Raw genomic sequence first — 19241 nt, 5'->3', positions numbered from 1 at the left:
CCGCCATGTCCGCTCCCTTGCTCAATCCGCCGCAACGCGCGGCGATCCAGTATCTTGACGGCCCCTTGCTGGTGCTTGCCGGCGCAGGTTCCGGCAAAACCCGAGTCATCACCTTCAAGATTTCGCACCTGATCCGCGAAGGCGGCATCAATGCGCGCAATATCGCCGCCATCACCTTCACCAACAAGGCCGCGCGCGAGATGCTAGAACGGGTGGGCAAGCTGATGACGCCGGCGGAAATCCGGGGCATCACCGTATCCACTTTCCACTCTCTGGGCATGCAAATGCTGCGCCAGGAAGCGCCACACCTGGGCTATAAACCGCAATTCTCCATTCTCGACGCCTTTGACGCCGGCAAGATCATCTCCGACATTCTGAAAACCACCTCAAAGGATGAGGTGCGCAAGGTGCAGAGCCAGATCTCGCTATGGAAGAACGATCTGAAAACACCGGACCAGATGCTGCTGGAGGCTCAGGGCGAATGGGAAAGCATCTGCGCCACCACGTATGTAGCCTATCAAGACACTTTGAGCGCCTACCAGGCGATGGACTTCGACGACCTGATCCGCCTGCCGGTGCAACTGTTCCAGAGCAATGAAGAAGTGCTGCAGAAGTGGCAGCACAAGCTGCGCTACCTGCTGATAGACGAATACCAGGACACCAACACCTGCCAATACCAGCTGGTCAAGCTGCTGACCGGCCTGCGCGGCATGTTCACCGCGGTGGGCGACGACGACCAGTCCATCTACGCTTGGCGCGGCGCCAATATGGAAAACCTGAGGCTGCTGCAAAGCGACTTCCCCAAGCTCAAGGTCATCAAGCTGGAGCAGAACTACCGCTCCACCGCCCGGATCCTGCGCGCGGCCAACTCGGTGATCTCCAACAACCCCAAGCTGTTCGAGAAACAACTGTGGTGCGAACTGGGCCTGGGCGAACCCATCCACGTGGTTCAGTGCAAGGACGAAGAGCACGAGGCTGAGACCGTGGTGCAAAGGCTGTTGGCGCATAAATTCGAATACCGCACCGAGTTCAAGGACTACGCCATCCTCTATCGGGGCAACTACCAGGCGCGCATCTTCGAACAAGCCTTGCGCAACCAACGCATTCCTTACCAGATGGCCGGCGGCCAGAGTTTTTTCGACAAGCCGGAAATCAAAGACATGCTGGCTTATATGCGCTTGATCGCCAATCCCAACGACGATCCGGCCTTCATCCGCGCGCTGACCACGCCCAAGCGCGGCGTAGGCGCCACCACGCTGGAACGTCTGGGCGCCTGGGCCGGCGAACGCGGCAAGAGCCTGTTCGCCTGCGCCCATGAAGAGGGTTTCCGCCTGCAAGTGCAAAAAGCCCAACTCGAGCCGTTGGAACAGTTCTGCGACTTCATCGCCAACCTGCAATACCGCGCCACCCGAGAGGACGGCGGCCCGCTGGCGATGGAGATGATGCAGGCCATAGGCTACGAAGCCTGGCTTTACGATAGCGAGGACAGCCCGCGCATCGCCGAAACCAAGTGGAAAAACATCCTGGAAATGGTGAGCTGGCTCAGCCGCAAAGGCGAGGACAGCGGCAAGAATCTGGTGGAGCTGACCCAGACCATCGCGCTGATCACCATGCTGGAAGGCCGCGAGGAAGGCGAGGTGGACGCGGTGAAGATGTCCACGCTGCACGCGTCCAAGGGCCTGGAATACCCTTACGTGTTCCTGGTAGGCACCGAGGAAGGCATCCTGCCCCACAGCGAATCGGTGGACAACGGCATGGTGGAGGAAGAGCGCCGGCTGATGTACGTCGGCATCACCCGCGCGCAGCGCATGCTGACGCTCACCTATTGCGTCAAGCGCAAACGCGCCGGCGAATGGCAGTTTGTCGAGCCGTCGCGCTTTATCTCCGAGATCAACGGCGATGATCTGCGCCACTTCGGCAAACCCGGCGCCGAACCCATCGTCAGCAAAACCGAGGGCAAATCGCGGTTGGCCAGCCTCAGCGCCATGCTGGCCAACAAGGAGAAACCGGCGGATTCATGAAGGCGCGGCGACGCAGGCGAGAACTTGCTTCCGCGCCGACGGTCCATACCGGCCGCCAAAAAGAAAATGGCGCCAGCGGCGCCATATGAAGAATGAGGAACATCTCTGGGTGAAGCGAAAGTGGAAGCCCACTGAATCCCCACACCAAGCCGCGAAGCGCCTGACGCTTCACGACCTAAACAGATGAAGCCATCATGCACTATGCGCCTCCGAAGGGCACCTGTCCCTTCTTACAGCGGGGTTTTGTTGACATAGCACATTGCCATTTCATCCGGCAGAAATTTCCCAAAAAACATAGAAATCCTCGCTTTTAGGCGATAAAAAACGCCTTGTAATACCGCAAGGCGTTTTTTGCTGCGTTGATCAGCCGATTATTTGGAATTATTCACCATGTACTCGACAGCGGAGCGGAACTCGGCGTCGCTGCCGGTGTAACCGCCTTTGGCCGGCATCGCGTTCAAGCCCTTGATGCCGATCTTGACCACTTCGTCCAGGCCCGGCTTCAGACGCACGGCCCAGGCCGCCTTGTCGCCGAACTTAGGCGCGCCGGCGATGCCTGCCGCGTGGCAGGCCATGCACACGCTGTCGTAGATCTTCTTGCCCACCACGGCCGGATCGGCCGCCGCGGCCGCGCCGCCAGCGCCGCCCACCGGCGGCTCAGTGAACTTTCCGCCCGCGGAGTTGCCCATATAGGCTACCGCGCGCTTCACTTCGTCATCGCTCAAGTCGGTTGCGCCGCCCTTGGCCGGCATCGCGTTGAAGCCCTGCAGCGCGTGCTGGGTCAACATGTCCCAGCCTTTGGCGATGCGCGAGCCCCAAGCGGCGGTGTCGCCAAACTTGGGCGAGCCGGCGAGGCCGGTGCCGTGACAGGAGATACAGATGCCTTTATATACCTGTTCGCCAGTGCGCATTCCCGGAGGCGCGTCGCTGGCCTTGGCTTCGCCGACCGGTTTCAGGCGAGACGCGACGGCCTCCTTGGTCATTACTTCGGCATCCACGTTGTAACCGCTGGTGGCCAGCTTGGCCAGAAGCCAAATTGCCACCACAAGAAAGACAACGACGCCAACCAGCACTTTGATGACCTGGCCGGGAGCCATTCCGTTCTCATTACTCATTACGAGCCTCGCCTGGAATTAATGACATTTAAAATAGGATAATTATACGGTAAGCCTGAAGGCAAGGCAAAACCATACACTGGACTCGGGTAAGGAAGTTGCGCTATGATGCGGGCCTGCCTCAAAGCAAGCACAGCGCACCCGTAGCTCAGTTGGATAGAGTGTCAGTTTCCGAAGCTGAAGGTCACAGGTTCGATCCCTGTCGGGTGCGCCACAACTCCTCGAAGTTTTCTGTTTTTCCCGCTTTTCCCCATTATTTCCCACGCTTAACGTCAAAACCATGTTTTCGTCGAAACACGTCCTGCGCGGCCATGCTGCTCTAGCGTCGCCGCAATGAAAAAGCGGGCCGCTCACGCGTCCCGCTTCGCTCCATTCGTCTAGCCTCAGGCCAACGTGGCCATCGGCTCTGCGGCATCGTCGTCCTCTTCGCCGAGAAAGCCTCCGCTCTGGTGCGCCCACAGCCTCGAATACAACCCGCCCTTGGCCAACAGGCTGCGGTGATCGCCCTCTTCCACGATGCGCCCCTTGTCCAGCACGATCAGCCGGTCCATCGCCGCGATGGTGGACAAGCGGTGAGCGATAGCCACCACGGTTTTGCCTTCCATCAGCCGGTACAAGCTGCGCTGGATCGCCGCTTCCACTTCCGAATCCAGCGCGCTGGTGGCCTCATCCAGCAACAGGATGGGCGCATCCTTCAACATCACCCTGGCGATGGCGATGCGCTGGCGCTGCCCGCCGGACAGCTTGACCCCTCGCTCTCCTACATGGGCATCGTAAGCACTGCGACCTTTCGGATCGGTCAAGGTCAGGATGAAGTCATGCGCCTCGGCGCGGCGCGCGGCCGCCTCCATCTCGGCGTCGCCGGCGTCCGGCCTGCCGTAGAGCAGGTTATCGCGCACAGAGCGGTGCAACAAGGAAGTATCCTGCGTCACCATCCCCACCTGGGCGCGCAGGCTGTCCTGCGTCACATGAGCGATGTCCTGCCCGTCAATCAAAATGCGGCCGCCGTCCAAATCATAGAAACGCAACAGCAAGTTGACGATGGTGGACTTGCCCGCGCCCGAACGGCCAACCAGGCCGATCTTCTCGCCCGGGCGTATCGTTAGCGACAATTGCTCGATCACGGTCTTGCTGCCGCCGTAACTGAAGTCCACTTGGTCGAAGCGGATTTCTCCCTGCTTCACTTCCAAGGGCTTGGCGTCGGCCCGGTCATTGATCGACACCGGCCGCGACAAGGTGGCGATGCCGTCCTGCACCGTGCCCACTTGTTCGAACAGCGAAGCCATCTCCCACATGATCCAGTGCGAAATGCCGTTCAACCTCAAGGCCATCGCGGTGGCCGCCGCCACCGCGCCGACGCCGACTTCGCCCATGCTCCACAGCCACAAGGTCGCGCCGGCGGTACTGGCGATCAGCAACATGCTCAGGCTGTGGTTGATGATTTCGAAGCCGCTGATCAAACGCATCTGACGATAGGCCGTGGCCAGGAATTCCTGCATCGCGCCGCGGGCGAAGCCGGCCTCCCGCTGGGCGTGCGAGAACAGCTTCACCGTGGCGATATTGGTATAGGCGTCGGTGATGCGGCCGGTCATCAGGCTGCGCGCGTCGGCCTGGGCGGTAGCGGCCAGACCCAGGCGCGGCACAAAGAAATACAGCGTGGCCACGTACAAGGCCAGCCAGGCCAGGAAGGGCCACAGCAAACGGCTGTCGAAACTGCCGACCACGGCGATCATAGTGACGAAGTAAATCACCACGAACACCAGAATGTCGGCGACGATCATCACCGTTTCGCGCACCGCGATCGCGGTTTGCATCACCTTGGCGGATACCCTGCCGGCGAACTCGTCTTGATAAAAGTTCATGCTCTGCCGCAGCAGGTGGCGATGGAAATTCCAGCGCAGCAGCATCGGAAAATTGGCGGAAATGCCCTGATACTTGATCAACGCCTGCAGGGCGATCAGCAACGGGCTGGCCAGCAGAATGCCCGCCAGCAGCAACAGATTATGGCGCTGCGTGTCCCACAACAGCGCGGGCTTGACCAAGCTTAGCCAGTCCACGACGGAACCGAGCATGGAGAACAGCAAAGCCTCAAAGGCGCCGATGCCGGCGGTCAACAGAATGACGGCCGCAATCAGACCGCGCAAGCTGCGGGTGCAGAACCACAAAAATGGGAAAAAGCCCTTGGGGGGTTGGGCGGGAGACGTGTCGGGATACGGATTGATCCGCTTTTCGAACCAGTTGAACAAAGATCGCTCCAGTGCAGAGGCCGCCGCTTGGGCCGCGCCTGCTTTGGGTTTAATAGGAAGTAGGACAATAGCCAAGGGCTGGAAATCACGCAATGGAAAATTAGCGTCGACCACGACCCCATTTGTCATATTCAGCCAATGAACACGAACGTAGTTTATTTGTCGTCAACTACATTGGCTAAAACGCGACAGTCAGCAAAACTCCTCAAGCTTTTCCGTCTTGCGGCTGCGCAGGTCCACCACTCTGTGAATCTCGATGCGCAGTTGGCCGCGGTAGACGTTCCACATCACCAGCGCGGCCCGCCGCGCCTGCTCCTGGCTGGGATGCAGCGGCCCGCTGTCGTCGACGCCGAACTGCTCCGAGATCAGTTTCAAACGATACATCCCCCTTGAGTCCCCCAAGGCCGCGGCGGCTTCCATCGCCGCCGACAAAAAGTGAGAAATTCGCCATGCCGCCGTTTCGTTAATCCTGCCAAAATGAATCCAATGGCATAAATCAATACAAGCCAAGCGCCGTTTCGTAGATGACGGCGTGTGGTGGCTCGGTGTTTGGCGTGGGAAAACGGCGCGGGCCTTTAGCCCATGGCATTTATTGACGGCTTTTGCCGCTCTTGTGAATGATTCTACCCATTACTAGCAGTATCAGGCAAAGATTCCTGAATTAATTCACGCAGTTGTAACATAAACCAAGGGGAGTTATTCCAATGCCGCGCCGGGCCAGGCGGAACCGCCGCTAAGGCGGCCCGGCGCTTTCGAAACCGACTAGTGAGCCAGTGCGTGCACGTCGTGCAGCTGCGGACGGCGGATGCGCGCCAAGGCGGCGTCTATCGTCGGGGTGTTCTCTCCCCAATAGCCGTGGCGCGCCAGGCAGTCGGTAGCCACCAGCGCCGCATCTATCATGAAACGCTCTTCCAGCAGCAAGCGCTCGACTTCGGCAAACGGCGTCAGGATGTGCTCGGCCACCTCGCCGTCCTGATTACAGGGGATTTCGCCGGACTCCAACCACAGGTCGAAGGCGTAAATCCATTCGCGATGCAGGCCTCGCTGCACAGGGCGCTCGGCCAGCAGCAAGCTGGATTGCGGCAAGCCCAGCACCTGCTCGCGGCGCACGCCGGCTTCCTCCCAGCCCTCGCGCTCCAGAGCCAGTTCAATGGTCTCTCCGGCGGCCACCCCGCCGCCAACCAGATTGTCCATGCGATTGGGGTCCACCGCCTTGTGCGGACTGCGACGCCCCACCCACATCCGCACTTCGCCGGACGGCAGCCGGGTCAGCCCGTTCAGGTGCACGGCGCGGCTGGTCAGGCCCAGCGGACGGAAGGCGGCCCGCTCCAGCTCAAAATACGGGGATCCATCGTGACGGAAGGCGGTGAAGTTTTCATTGCGCCAGCCATTGAGCCAGCCTGCCTGCTGCCAGCGCCGCGCTGCTTGGGCCAGCGCATGGCTGATGCTGCGGTAACTGCCGTCGAGACGGCAATGCAGTTTCTGGTATTGCTCCTCGAACAGCTGGGATTCGCTGTTCAGCAAACGTTCCTTCCACGCCGCGTTGACCCAACCCAAGCGCTCCTTGCCGATATACAAGGGCGTGAATTGCTGACGATCAAAACGGGTGATCTTGTCGAGATAGGCCAGAACCGCATCCACTTGCATTGCCGACTCCGCTGCGATGTGTTTCGGGAAGGCTGCATCTTAGGATGCTTCTTCGGCTTTGACTATATCTGGCGTAACAGCCGGCAAATAAACAGATTATTTTGCGGTAGGATGTTGCGGAATTGTCTCGGTGGCCAATACGAAAACCGCGTCGCCCATTCCATTTAACAACAACGTCATTTCAGTTTATCGGCCAGCCCGGAGTAACGTTGCGGCGCCGCCTCTGCCGCCTGTTCCCACACCGGCTGCGCGCCGGACACGACGAAGCGCTCCCGCGCCCGGGTGATCGCGGTATACACCAGCGCCCGGTTCAGCAGCGGCCCCGCCGCCTCCGGCAGCTGCAAACAGACTTCGCCGAACTCGGACCCCTGGCTCTTGTGCACCGTCATCGCGTACACGGTATCGTGCTGCGGCAGGCGGCCGGGAGCGAACTCGCGCCAGCCGCCGTCGTCTCCGGGAAAAGCCACCCTCAAGCCGGCCTCGCCTTGCACCGTGAAGCCGATGTCGCCGTTGAACAGGCCCAGGCCGTAATCGTTCTCGCTGATCATCACCGGACGCCCCGGATACCAGTCTCGGCCGGCCGGCTTGTCCCCATCGGCTTCCAGTTGTCTCTCAATGCGCAGATTGAAGGCCTCTACCTGCCGCCGCTCCGCCGCCAGCAACATGAAACCGGCGAAGGCTCGCTGGCGCTCGGCCAGGGGCTCGCCGGCGCGCACCGCCCGCCAATACGGTCGCCAGCGCGCCAGCACTTCCGCCGCGTCCAGCGTCGGCACCGCCTCCACATCGCGCCAAGCCGGATCTTGCAACACCGCCCAACTGCCGGCGCCATCGCCGGCGTTCACCCTTCTCGCCAGTTCGCCAATGCCGGAGTCGGCGCCGAAACGATGGCTGTGAGTGAGCAGCGCCACGCAATCGGTGAGTTTGCCTCCCGCGCCCGGCGTGGGCGGCAAAGTTTCGCCGCAGTTCACCCGCAGCCACTCCAGCGTGTCCGGCCGGTAATGGATGTTGGCGCACAGATCGCCCAGCACCGCGCCGGCGTCCACCGAGGCCAACTGATCGCGATCGCCCAGCAGAATCAGCCGCGCTTGGGACGGCAGGGCCTCCACCATGCGCGCCATCAAGGACAGATCTATCATCGACGCCTCGTCCACCACCAGCACGTCCAGCGGTAAAGGGTTGCCTGCGTGGTGGCGCGGCGCCGCCGCGCCCGGACGCAAGCCCAGCAGGCGGTGCAGAGTCTGCGCCTGCTGCGGCAATTGCCGCAGTGTTTCCTCGGCCAAGTCCAGCCGCTCGCGCGCGCCGCGAACCGATTCCGACAGCCGCGCGGCGGCCTTGCCGGTGGGCGCTGCCATCGCCATGACCAGCGGCCGCGGCGACAGTCCGGCCAGCAAGGCCAGCAACTTGAGCACGGTGGTGGTCTTGCCGGTGCCCGGACCGCCGGAAATGACCATCAAGCGCTGGCGCGCCGCCAGAGCCGCCGCCAGCTTCTGCCGGTCCGGCCCCGTCGCGGATGCCGAACCGAACAAGGCCTCCAGCAGCGGACGCAAGCGCGCGCCGTCCTGCGCCGGCCCCGGCTCGGCCAGGGCGGCCAGGCGCTCGGCAAGCCGTGCTTCGTCGAACCAATGACGGGCAAAATACAAGCGGCCGGCCGCGTCCAGGATCAAGGGAGCGTAATCGCCGGGGCGGCCAACCAGCGCGCTGGCCTGCAAGGCTTTGCGCTCCGGACGCTGCGCCAGCGGCAGGCAGACATGGCCGGCCTGATTGGCGCTGGCCAGTTCATGAATCAGCGCCAACGCGGCCTCGTCCACGCCGGGATCGAGGCGGGCGAACAAGTGCGCCAGTTCGGCGGGCAACAGGGCTTGCTGGACAGACATGGGCGGGAATCCGGATGCTTTGCGCTCCGCGCGGCGCGGAGCCTGAATGGAAAGACTGGAAGCGCTTCAGCGCAATTTGCCGTTATCTTGCAACTGCTGAATCGCCTTGTCCAATTGCGGCAACAGCTGCCGGTATTGCGGATGCAGACGCAACATCACCGGCACGCTGCCCACGGCGTCGCCGGCCGCGCAGGGCTGCGCCTCCGGCGCGCGGTTCAGCAGCGCGTCCAGCTGACGCTGGCTCAGGACGATGGCCTGCATGCTGCCCTGACGCAGGCCGCTGAGCAGATCGCTCTCGCTGGCGGCCTCCATCCGCTTGAGCTGACCGCTTGCGAAACCAGGCTCCAGCACAGGGTAGGTCCTCCCCTGCAGCACGCCCAGACTCAGGCCGTTCAGGCTGGCCGGCGTCGCCCCCTTGCGCCGCTTGCCGGCGGCGAAGCACAGCCGCAGCGTCTGTACGTCGATGGGCCGAGTGTAGAAGCCGGCCACCGGGGACAAGGCGCGCCAGGCCGGATTGACCCCCACCTCCACATCCACCTTGCCCACCTCGAACAATTGCTGCAGCCGCGACGACGGGTAGTACTCCAGTTCGAAGCGGACGCCGCTGTGCCGGCCGATCAGCTCCAGCGCGGCACGGTACTGAGTGGCCAGCGCGCCGTCCTGCGCGCTGTACAGCGGGCCGAAGCTGTCATTGGCCACACCGGCGCGCAGGCTGGGCGCCGCCGCGGGCGCGGCCTGCGCCGCCAGCAGCAAGGCAATCAGGCTGACGCCGCGCTCAAGCAAGCCGGGCTTCCAGCGCATCGCAAATGGTTTTGAGAATTTTGATGCGTGCATAGTATTTATTGTTGGCCTCCACCAGCGTCCAGGGCACTTTGCTGGTGCTGGTGCGGTCCACCATATCGCTGACGGCCAGCTTGTAGGCGTCCCACTTGTCGCGATTGCGCCAGTCTTCCTCCGTGATCTTGAAGCGTTTGAAACCGGTTTCCTCGCGTCCTTTGAAGCGCGCCATCTGCTCTTCCTTGCTGATGGCCAGCCAGAATTTAACGATGACGGCGCCGTTTTCGCTCAGTTGATGCTCAAAGTCGTTGATTTCGTAATAGGCGCGCATCCAGTCCGCCTCTTTGGCGAAGCCTTCCACCCGCTCCACCAGCACCCGGCCGTACCAGGTACGGTCGAAAATGGTGATGCCGCCCTTGCCCGGCACGTGACGCCAGAAGCGCCACAACCAGGGCTTGGCCTTTTCTTCCTGGGTGGGCGCGGCGATGGGCACCACTCGGTAGCGGCGCGCGTCCAGCGCCTGGGTGATGCGGCGTATGCTCCCGCCCTTGCCGGCGGCGTCGTTGCCTTCGAAAGCCAGGACCAACGAATGCTGGGCGAAGCGCGGATGTCGGGTCAGCCGGTGCAGCCGGCCCTGCAATTGCTCCAGTTCGGCCTTGTACTTGGCCTTGTCCATGGATTGGTCCAGTTGCAGGGTATCCAGCAACAACTTGTTGTCTATCGGCGCCAGCAACGGCGGCGCGTCTATCAGCTCGGCCTTAGAACCCTGCGCCTGCGCCAGCCGGTTGCGAATGGCGTTGAGCAGGGTATTGCCCACCGTCAGGCTGCGGTAATTGGCGTCCTCGCCGTCCACCACCACCCAGGGCGCGGCGGCGGTATTGGTCAGCCGCAAAATGTGCTCGGCGGACTTGCGTATCTTGTCGTAGCGCTCGTAATGCTCCCAATCGGTCTTGGTCACGCGCCAACTGCTGGCTGGATCTTTTTCCATCTGCTTGAGCCGCTTGTGCTGCTGCTCCCGAGTCAGATGGAACCAGAATTTCAGCACTAACGCGCCGTCCATGGTCAGCATGCGTTCAAAACGCAGGATGTCGAAGATCTGCTTGTCCAGCGCGTCGCGGTCGCTGCGGGCGAACACCCGGTCGAACAAGGCGTCGGAGTAATAGGAGCCGAAGAACATGCCGATGCGGCCCTTGGCCGGCAATTGCATCCAGTAGCGCCACATCCAGGGACGAGCGCGGGCGTCGTCGTTGGCCTCGGCGAAAGCCACGGTGTCGATCAGGCGCGGGTCCAGCCATTCGTTGATCAGATTCATGGTTTCGCCGCGACCGGCGCCGTCGAAGCCGTGAATCAGGATCAGCACCGGAAAGTCGGCCTTTTCCTTTAAATCGTATTGCAGGTCCAGCAAGGCCTCGCGCAATTTGGGCATGGCTTCGCGGAATGTCTTTTTATCGATGCTGTGGCCGATTTCGGCGGATTCAAACATGATGCGTCCTTGGTTTTAACCTGTTCCAAAGTCTCGCGAGCAAGAACGAGACAAGGCGAAAACAGCTGAGAAAGCGGAATGCACCGGTGGTACATGAGCATTTCGAAGCTGTACTCACCGTGTGACGTCTCACGACGCTCAGCGGACTTTGAACAGGTTCTTATTGTCGGCCCGCGCCCGGTGCCACTTTCCCCTTCCGGCCGCGTTCCACTCCAGATAGTTCAGCTTAGTCCTATGACCGCGGCTTGCGCACTCCGCATTCCTACGCATGCCCGGCGAACCATTGGTCCAGCGCCTCCAACAGGGCCGGCGCGGGTTGGTCGCTCCATATCCCGCAAGCCTCGACGCCGACGCCGCGCAGATAAAGATAACGCACGCCGCCGAAGCGGGCGGCGAAGTCCACGCCGCGGACGCTGAAATAGCGCCGCAGTGCCACGCAGTAAATCAGGTATTGCAGGTAATAGTGTTCTTGGGCGATGGATTCCGCCAGCCGCTCGGCGCGATAGTCTTCGTGCCGCCCTCCCAGGTGGTTGGATTTATAGTCCACTAAATAGATGCGGCCGCCGGACTCGAACACCAAGTCCATGAAGCCCTTGAGAAAACCGCGCACGGTGGAAAAATCCAACTGCGCCGCCGCCGCGCGCAAAGGGGCGGCCAAGCCGTGTTCGGGCGCGGACAGGATGGCGGCCAGCTTCGCCACTTCCAACCTGGGCGCCGGCAACATGAACTCCATTTCCACCAGCCGTTTGCCGTCCGGCACTTCAGCCAGCTTCACGCCCGGGTCCAGTTCCGCGTTCAGCGTCGCCGTCACCATTTCGCAAGCGGCGTCGCCCCACTCCGGCGCAAAGCCGTGCTTGGCCAGAGCCAGCTCCACCGCCTGCCGCAGCCCGGCCGCATCGACGCCGAAGCTGATGGTTTCAAAAATCTCGTGCAGGCAGGTACCGGCCTTGGCGCCGCGCGGAAAACCGAAACGATCCAAGACCGGGGGCGCTTGCAGTTCCGCCGCCACCGCCGGCTGACCCGCGTCGTGGTCCGGGCTTTCCTGCCATTTGCCGGCCGCCTGCGCATGGGTCAGCGAGGTGAAACTGGCTACCCGCCACGGCGCGGCCAGCCGGCGCGAGAATGTCTGGGCCAGATAATTCCGTCCTGTTTCGCGCCGCGCGGCCAAGGCCGGCCCCACGCCGCTCTCCTCCAGCACCGCGCACGCGCCCGCCGCCTGGGCGTTGGCCGCGGCCGCGAAAGCGCCCAGCTCTCGCCTTAGCACCTCGGCGTCCAACTCCAGCGCCTCCAGTTCCGGCAGCGCGCGCGCGTCGCGGCCATGCAGCAGCCAGCTCAAAGCCGCCGTCTCCATGCCCCGCACCCAGCCCCAGCACAGGTATTGGCGATACTGCGCCCGAGTCAGCGCCACATAGAGCAGGCGCAGCTTCTCCGCCAACAACTCGCTGCGCGCCGCCAGTTTCACCCCGGCGTCGGCCGCGGCGTCCGGCGCCAGCCAGGATTGATCTTCAGCGTGGTAGCGCCAGAACGCGGCGTCGCGCCGTTCCAGCGCCCCGCCCCACAGAAAGGGACAGAAGACCACCGGATACTGAAGGCCCTTGGCGGTGTGGATGGTGACGATCTTGACCAGGGCCGCGTCGCTCTCCAACCTCAACACCGCCTCCTCTCCGCCCGGCGGCTGCGCCACTCGCGTTTCCAGCCAGCCCAGCAGCGGCGCCATGCCCTGACGCTGGTCGCTCTCTTGTTGCAACAATTCAGCCAGGTGCGACAAGTTGGTCAACCGTCGCTCGCCGTCCGGCAGCGGCAACAAGCGTTCCGCCACCCGTTCCCGAGCGAAGAAATGCCGCCAGGCCGCCATGAATCCGCGCTCGCGCCAAAGCAGGTGGTCTGCGGCGTTGGCCTGCAGTTGCGCTTCCCAGCGCGTCTCGTCCTCCACCCTGGCCAGCAATTCGCCGGCGTCGACCCCGGCCAGTTCCGTCACCAGCGCCGCGCGCAGACGCGCCTCGCTGGCCGGCTCCGCCCAAGCGCGCAGCAAGGCCAGCATCTCGCCGGCCTCGCGGCTGGCGAACACGCTTTCCTGGGTCAGCGCCACGCTGGCCACGCCGCGCTCCGCCAAGGCCTGGCGCACCCGGTCGCCCTGACGGTGGGTGGACACCAGCACCGCGATATCGCCGCCGGCCAAAGGCCGTCGGGCGTCGCCGGCGACGATGGCGGCACGGCCGTCGGCGGCCAGCGCCAACAAGCGCGCGATCTCGTCGGCGCTGGCGTTGGCCGCCAGTTCGGCGGCGTTCTCGCCGCTGGCGGCCTTGTCCGCCTTCTCCGGCTGCAGCCATTGGAAGCAGAACGGCGGCCTGTCGTCGTCGATCTCCAGCCGGCCGCCGGAAGCCGGTTGCGCCGCCACCGGCTGATAGGCGATGCCTTCGATCAGAAACGGCAGCTCGCGCGCGAACAAGGCGTTGACGGTGCTCACCAGCGGCACCTCTGACCGGCGGTTGGTGTCCAGCGTGTAATGATGTTGCGCGTCTCCGCGCGCCGCCAGATAGGCGAAGATGTCTGCGCCGCGAAAGCTGTAGATGGCCTGTTTCGGGTCGCCCACCAAGAAGACAGGCCGCTGCTGCGCGACGAAGCAATGTCGGAAGATCGAGTACTGGATGGGGTCCGTGTCCTGAAACTCGTCGATCAGCGCCACCTGAAAGCTGCGAGCAACGTGAGCGGCCAGCAGCGGGCCGCTGATCGGATCGGCCAGGGCCGCCCCCAGGTCGGTCAGCAAATCGTCGAAGCTGCGGCTGCGCTCGCCCGCCCGGCGCGCGCTCAGTTGCTGGTTGGTCCAGGCGATCAGTTCCAACTTGAGCTGGGCCACGGACAGCGCCACTTCGTCCAGATAGGCGTCCCAGGCCCCCAGCCAGGCCTCCGCCAGCCCGAACAAGGGATGTTCCGGCGCGGCGTGGCCTTTTTTCATTCCCTTGGCCAGCGAAGCCGGCAGCAGCTTGTCCAACTGGCGACGGCTTTCCTTATCCAGCACCGGCGTGGTTTCCGGCGTCGCCAGCAGGCCGTCCAAAGCGCCTATGGCGCGCTCGATGATGGCGGGGCTGTAGCTGCGCGCGTTGAAACCGGCGGCGGAGCGCAGTAAATCGGCCGCCTCCGCCGCGTATTCCGGCCGCGCCGCCAGCGCCCGCCAGCCTTGCTCCACCGCGAGCAAGGCGCGCTCCAGGCCGGCGGTGTGCGGCGCGCGCATGCGCAGATAAGGTTTGGACAGATAGGGCCGGATGTCGGCCAACCAACCGTCCGGGGTCTCCCCGTTGTCCACCAGCACTTGGGCAAGCAAGGGGTCGTCCACCACCCGTCGACGCCAAAAATCGTCGACGATTTCGATCAGGCGATCCTCGTCGTCGCTGACCAGTTCGGCGTCGAAGGTCTGGCTGCTTTCAAAAGCGGCGTCGGTCAGCACCCGCTGGCAGAAGCCGTGGATGGTGTAGATGGCGGCGGCGTCGAAGCCGGTGATCGCGGCGTTAAGCCGCTGCGACGCCTGCTCCCGCGCCGAGCCGGGCAGAAAGCGCGTCGCCAGCGCCGACAGGAAGGGATCTCCGCCAACCTCGCCGTCTCCGGCCAGCGTCTGGGCCAGCTCGCTCAGCCGTCGGCGCAGGCGCTCGCGCAGCTCGGCGGTGGCGGCCTTGGTATAGGTGACCACCAGCACTTGATCGACAGTGGGCGGCGGCTGGCCGTCGCGCTCTTCCAGCAATAGCCGGGCGAACAGGGCCGCGATGGTCCACGTCTTGCCGGTGCCGGCCGAAGCCTCGATCAGGTTGATGCCGGTCAGCGGGCAGTTCAGCGCATCCAGCGCTTGGGGAAGCAAGCTCATAATAGCGACACTTTAATGCGATTTGAGCATTTAAACGACCCAGAAAACGAGATTAGATGCGCTTGTCCACACCGCGCGCCCACGTTCAGAAGCGCTCGTCCAAGATCGCGGGCAGGACGATTTCCCGCGCGAAGGAAGCATCGGACAAATTCAGCAAAGCCCGCGTCAAGCTCACTACGTCATGCAGCGGGATCAGATGACCGGCTCCTCGTTCGGCGGCTTGCTCGCGGGACACGGACAAATCGTCCTCCGTGTTAAGGTAGCCCAATTGCAGGCACGTCACGGCCAGCCGCTGTTCGCGGTACTCCTCTCGCAGCGCGTCGGCCATGCCGCTCAAGGCGAACTTGCTAGCGGCGAAAGCCACTTCGGGGCGGCCGCTGCGCGGAAGGCCCGATGTCGACCCGGTCAGGAACAACTGCGGTTTGGCCGCGCCCGACATGCGCGGCAACACATGCTTGAGCAAGAGAATGGTCGAAGCGATATTGACCTGGACCACTTCCATCAGCTCCAGATCCGAACAACGGGAAAACGCATAAGACGGCTCGAACGCCTCCCGCTCCCAAATGCCCACATTGCACATCACCACGTCCAAGTGTTCCGGAAGCGCGCTAATGACCTGTTGCACGGCCAGGGCCGGATTGGACAAGTCGGCTTCGATCCAGTCCACGCCAACGCCGGTTGGCGGCTTCAAGCCCTCCGGCCTGCGCCTGGAAACGCCGATCACCCGGTCCCCTTTTGTCCCCAGCCCTTCGACAAAAGCCTTGCCAAGCCCCCGGCTCGCTCCAATGATCAGTATATTCACGGCTTCTCCAAAATGAATCCGCGCGGCGGTCCCGCGGCAGTACCAAACGAGAAGGATACTCGATTCGTCGAATTTGTCGGCTGCGCCGACAAAGGGGATAATCGCCGCCCGAACACCCGCACTCAAGGCCAGACACAATGAGCGACGCCGCAATCCGACTTTCAAAACGCATGGTGGAGCTGGGCCTGTGCACGCGGCGCGAAGCCGACGCCTGTATCGAACAAGGACTGGTGAAAGTGGACGGCCAGACCGTCACCGCGCTGGGCAGCCGGGTGGAACCACAACAGCGCGTCGAACTCATGGGCCGGCCCGACGCGCAGCGCGAAGCGGCGGTCACCCTGCTGCTGCACAAGCCCGCCGGCGCCGAGCCGATGGCGCTGCTGGGGCCGGACAGCCAGTTGCCGGGCGATATCAGCGGGCTGAGCTGGCTGCCGCGGCATCGCCAGCATCTGCAAGGTTTCGGCGCCATCGCCGACCACGCCCACGGCCTGGTGGCGCTGACCCAGGACCGCAAGCTGGCGCAGCGGCTGGCCGATTGCCAACTGGAGTTCCTGATCAATGTCGACGCCGCGCCCGCCGCCGGCGACCTGCAGCAGCGTCAAAAAGGCTTGCGCCCCGGCGGTAAGCCGCTGCGCGACCTCAAGGTTTCGCGCCAAAGCGACCGTCAGCTGCGCCTGGTGCTCGCGGCGCGCGACGCGCGCTGGCTGGACGATATCTGCGCCGGCCTGGGCGTCAGCCCTCTGGCGCTGCGCTGCATCCGCATCGGCCGGCTGGCCATTGGCCAGTTGACCGCCGGGCAGTGGCGTTATGTGCCGGACTTCGAGCGTTTCTGAGAGCTTAGTTTCATGCCCAGGGCCAATGCCGCCGCCGCGTTGCGCGCGGCGCGGCTCACATTGTCCGCGGCCTCGGCCAAAGCCTGTTCCTGACTGCACGGGCGGCTGACCGCGGCGAACACGGCGTCCAGCCCGTGCGCGTGGGTCAGTTCGCTGCCCGCGCCCAAACACCCCCCTATCGCCAGCACCGGCACGCCATATCGCTGAGCGACGCGGGCGACGCCAATCGGCGTCTTGCCTTGCACGCTCTGGCTATCGATGCGGCCTTCGCCGGTCAGCGCCAGATCGGCGTCGGCCAGCGCCGCGTCCAGGCCGACGGCCTCCGCGACGATGGCGCTGCCGGAACGCAGACGGCCGCCCAGGCAAGCCAGCAGCGCGGCGCCCATGCCGCCGGCCGCGCCAGCGCCGGCCTCCCCTGCCGCGGCCACTCCCGACGCGGCCTCCATCAACACCGCGAAATGCGCCAGCGCCGCGTCCAGTTCCGCCACCATCTCCGGCGTCGCGCCCTTCTGCGGCCCGAAAACCGCCGACGCGCCGCGCGGGCCAATCAGGGGGTTGTCGACATCGCAAGCCACATCGATGCGGCAGGCGGCCAAACGCGGGTCCAGTCCGGACAGATCCAGCCGCGCCAGTCTCGCCAAGGCCGCGCCGCCAGCCGGCAGGTCTCGTCCTTCCGCGTCCAGCAGCCTGGCGCCCAAGGCCTGCAACATGCCGGCGCCGCCATCGTTGGTGGCGCTGCCGCCTATGCCCAACACGAAGCGGCGCGCGCCCGCGTCGAGCGCGTCGCGAATCATGTCGCCGGTGCCGTGGCTGCCAGTCAGCAAGGGGTTGCGTCGCGCCGGCGGCAACAGCGCCAGACCGCTGGCGGCGGCCATTTCAATCACCGCCACGCCGTCCGCGGTCAAACCGTAGCTCGCGGACAGCGTCTCGCCCAACGGGCCTCGCACAGTGGCCTCGCGCCGCTGGCCGCCCAGCGCGTCCAACATGGCCTGCACCGTGCCCTCGCCTCCGTCCGCCATCGGCAGCTTGTGGTAGAGAGCGGCGGGGAATACCTGGCGGAAGCCGTCCTCTATCGCCTGAGCCACCTGCAGCGCGCTCAGGCTTTCCTTGTAGGAGTCCGGGGCAATCACGATTTTCATGCGGTTTTCAATCACAAAAGATGACAAGAGCAAGATATTAGCGATTGACCAGCCGCGGCGGAATCCTCAGCACCAGCAGCGCGCCGGCCAGCATCACTCCGGACAGAATGTACAGCGCCGGGTCCGTGCTATGGGTCAGGTCCTTGATCCAGCCCACCAGGAAGGGGCTGACGAAACCGGCCACCTGTCCCAGCGAATTGATCAAGGCCAGCCCGCCGGCGGCGGCGGCGCTGCCAAGAAAGGCGGTGGGCAGCGGCCAGAACATGGACAGGCCGGCCAACGCGCCCATGGTGGCCAGGGTCAGACCCAGCATGGACAGCCAGACCGCGCCGCCGCTATTGGCCGCCAACAGCAGGCCAAGCACGCCCATCAGCAGCGGCAGCACCACGTGCCAGCGGCGCTCCCCGCGCCGGTCGCCGGAACGGCCGACCCAGACCATGAAGAAACAAGCGGCCAAGTAGGGCAAGGCGCTAAGCCAGCCGATAACGCCTGCGCTCTGGAACCCCAGGCCCTTGATGATGGACGGCAGCCAGAAGTTGATGGCGTACACCCCCATCTGGATGGCGAAGTAAATCGCGCCCAGCATCCAGACGTTGGCGTTGCGCAACACGCTGGCGAAAGACTGCTCCATTGGACGCTGCGCCGCGCGCCGCGCCTCATCGTCGATCAGAGCCTGTTGCATCGCCGCCTTTTCTTCCGCGCTCAGCCAGCGCGCCTGGGCAATGCCGTCGTTCAGATAGAAATACACGCCCAGGCCCAACAGCACCGTGGGCAGGCCCTGTAACAGAAACAGCCATTGCCAGCCGGCCAGGCCGCCTTGTCCGGCGGCGAAATGTTGCAGCATCCAGCCGGACAAAGGCCCGCCCAGCACGCCGGACACCGGGATCGCCGACATGAACAACGCCATCACCTGACCGCGTTTGTCAGCCGGGAACCAACGGGTGAAGTACAGCACGATGCCGGGGAAGAAACCGGCCTCGGCCACGCCGGTGAAAAAACGCAGCACATAAAAAGATTGCGGCGTGGAAACAAACATCAGGCAGGCGGACAGCGTGCCCCACACCAGCATCAGCAGCGCGATCCAGCGCCGCGCGCCCACCTTGTGCAGCATCAGGTTGCTGGGCACGCCGCACAACACATAGCCGATGAAGAAAATGCCGGCGCCCAAGCCGTAGACGGTTTCGCTCAAACCCAACGCGTCCAGCATCTCCAGCTTGGCGAAGCCGACGTTGACCCGGTCCAGGTAGTTGAACAGGTAACAGACAAAAATAAAGGGAATCAGCCGCCACACGGCTTTCTTGTAAGCGCCGGCCAGAATGTCTTGCCGCGGCGCGCTCAGGGTGTCGCTAGGGTTCAAATCCATCTCCTCTGCGCACGGGGGCCGTCCCTCCGGCGCGTCTCCTTGGTTCTGATGAATATTGTTTTTGTATTGTGCCGCCCATTCTGGT

13 protein-coding genes and 1 tRNA gene are annotated in these 19241 nt (G+C 63.8%); 3 read left to right on the top strand and 11 right to left on the bottom strand.

What is annotated here, in order from left to right; genetic code table 11:
- Nucleotides 1-5 precede the first annotated feature (5 nt).
- Entirely contained in the window at nucleotides 6-2021 is a 2016-nt protein-coding gene (locus tag DXT74_RS06340) for a UvrD-helicase domain-containing protein (protein WP_194427562.1), read from the top strand.
- Nucleotides 2022-2392: 371 nt separating this feature from the next.
- Here the strand turns inward: DXT74_RS06340 and DXT74_RS06335 are convergent, their stop codons facing one another.
- The gene (locus tag DXT74_RS06335) at nucleotides 2393-3136 is read right to left on the bottom strand and encodes a cytochrome c5 family protein (protein ID WP_043637062.1); all 744 of its coding nucleotides are present in this window, start codon (nucleotides 3134-3136) and stop codon (nucleotides 2393-2395) included.
- 137 nt (nucleotides 3137-3273) lie between these two features.
- Here DXT74_RS06335 and DXT74_RS06330 point away from each other — a divergent pair.
- Nucleotides 3274-3350 (top strand) — tRNA-Arg (locus DXT74_RS06330).
- A 169-nt stretch (nucleotides 3351-3519) separates the two neighbouring features.
- Here the strand turns inward: DXT74_RS06330 and DXT74_RS06325 are convergent.
- The 8 genes from DXT74_RS06325 to DXT74_RS06290 form a co-directional block, all read right to left on the bottom strand.
- Nucleotides 3520-5382, bottom strand: coding sequence for an ABC transporter ATP-binding protein (locus DXT74_RS06325; protein WP_194427561.1), 1863 nt, complete (start codon nucleotides 5380-5382; stop codon nucleotides 3520-3522).
- 192 nt (nucleotides 5383-5574) lie between these two features.
- Nucleotides 5575-5766 carry a hypothetical protein gene (locus DXT74_RS06320; RefSeq protein WP_019102249.1) on the bottom strand — a complete coding sequence of 64 codons (192 nt, stop codon included), beginning with the start codon at nucleotides 5764-5766 and terminating at the stop codon, nucleotides 5575-5577.
- 378 nt (nucleotides 5767-6144) lie between these two features.
- Nucleotides 6145-7029: a DUF4743 domain-containing protein gene (locus DXT74_RS06315; protein WP_194427560.1), complete on the bottom strand. Its 885-nt coding sequence runs from the start codon at nucleotides 7027-7029 to the stop codon at nucleotides 6145-6147.
- A gap of 176 nt (nucleotides 7030-7205) precedes the next feature.
- Complete coding sequence (recD, locus tag DXT74_RS06310; protein WP_194427559.1) at nucleotides 7206-8903, bottom strand: exodeoxyribonuclease V subunit alpha; 1698 nt, start codon at nucleotides 8901-8903, stop codon at nucleotides 7206-7208.
- A 66-nt stretch (nucleotides 8904-8969) separates the two neighbouring features.
- Entirely contained in the window at nucleotides 8970-9704 is a 735-nt protein-coding gene (locus DXT74_RS06305; RefSeq protein ID WP_043637070.1) for an ABC transporter substrate-binding protein, read from the bottom strand.
- On the bottom strand, nucleotides 9679-11163 hold the full coding sequence (pap, locus tag DXT74_RS06300; protein ID WP_019102245.1) for a polyphosphate:AMP phosphotransferase: 1485 nt from the start codon (nucleotides 11161-11163) through the stop codon (nucleotides 9679-9681). Before pap ends, DXT74_RS06305 begins: the two co-directional genes overlap by 26 nt.
- A gap of 262 nt (nucleotides 11164-11425) precedes the next feature.
- The gene (gene recB, locus DXT74_RS06295; protein ID WP_194427558.1) at nucleotides 11426-15019 is read right to left on the bottom strand and encodes an exodeoxyribonuclease V subunit beta; all 3594 of its coding nucleotides are present in this window, start codon (nucleotides 15017-15019) and stop codon (nucleotides 11426-11428) included.
- Nucleotides 15020-15104: 85 nt separating this feature from the next.
- Complete coding sequence (locus DXT74_RS06290; protein WP_043637079.1) at nucleotides 15105-15821, bottom strand: SDR family oxidoreductase; 717 nt, start codon at nucleotides 15819-15821, stop codon at nucleotides 15105-15107.
- A 137-nt stretch (nucleotides 15822-15958) separates the two neighbouring features.
- Between DXT74_RS06290 and DXT74_RS06285 the strand changes: the two genes are divergently transcribed.
- Complete coding sequence (locus tag DXT74_RS06285) at nucleotides 15959-16654, top strand: S4 domain-containing protein (protein ID WP_194427557.1); 696 nt, start codon at nucleotides 15959-15961, stop codon at nucleotides 16652-16654.
- Here the strand turns inward: DXT74_RS06285 and DXT74_RS06280 are convergent.
- Both DXT74_RS06280 and DXT74_RS06275 read right to left on the bottom strand, forming a co-directional pair.
- A complete protein-coding gene (locus DXT74_RS06280; RefSeq protein WP_194427556.1) occupies nucleotides 16627-17793 on the bottom strand; it encodes a glycerate kinase in 1167 nt (388 codons plus the stop codon). The two genes, DXT74_RS06285 and DXT74_RS06280, sit on opposite strands and share 28 nt — an antisense overlap.
- A gap of 37 nt (nucleotides 17794-17830) precedes the next feature.
- Nucleotides 17831-19150 carry an MFS transporter gene (locus DXT74_RS06275; protein WP_231138286.1) on the bottom strand — a complete coding sequence of 440 codons (1320 nt, stop codon included), beginning with the start codon at nucleotides 19148-19150 and terminating at the stop codon, nucleotides 17831-17833.
- Nucleotides 19151-19241: the final 91 nt, after the last annotated feature.

Source organism: Chromobacterium sp. Rain0013 (genome assembly GCF_015291765.1).
GTDB lineage: Bacteria > Pseudomonadota > Gammaproteobacteria > Burkholderiales > Chromobacteriaceae > Chromobacterium > Chromobacterium haemolyticum.
The sequence above is the reverse complement of the archived record's forward strand: the minus strand, read 5'-3'. Positions and strand labels throughout refer to the sequence as shown.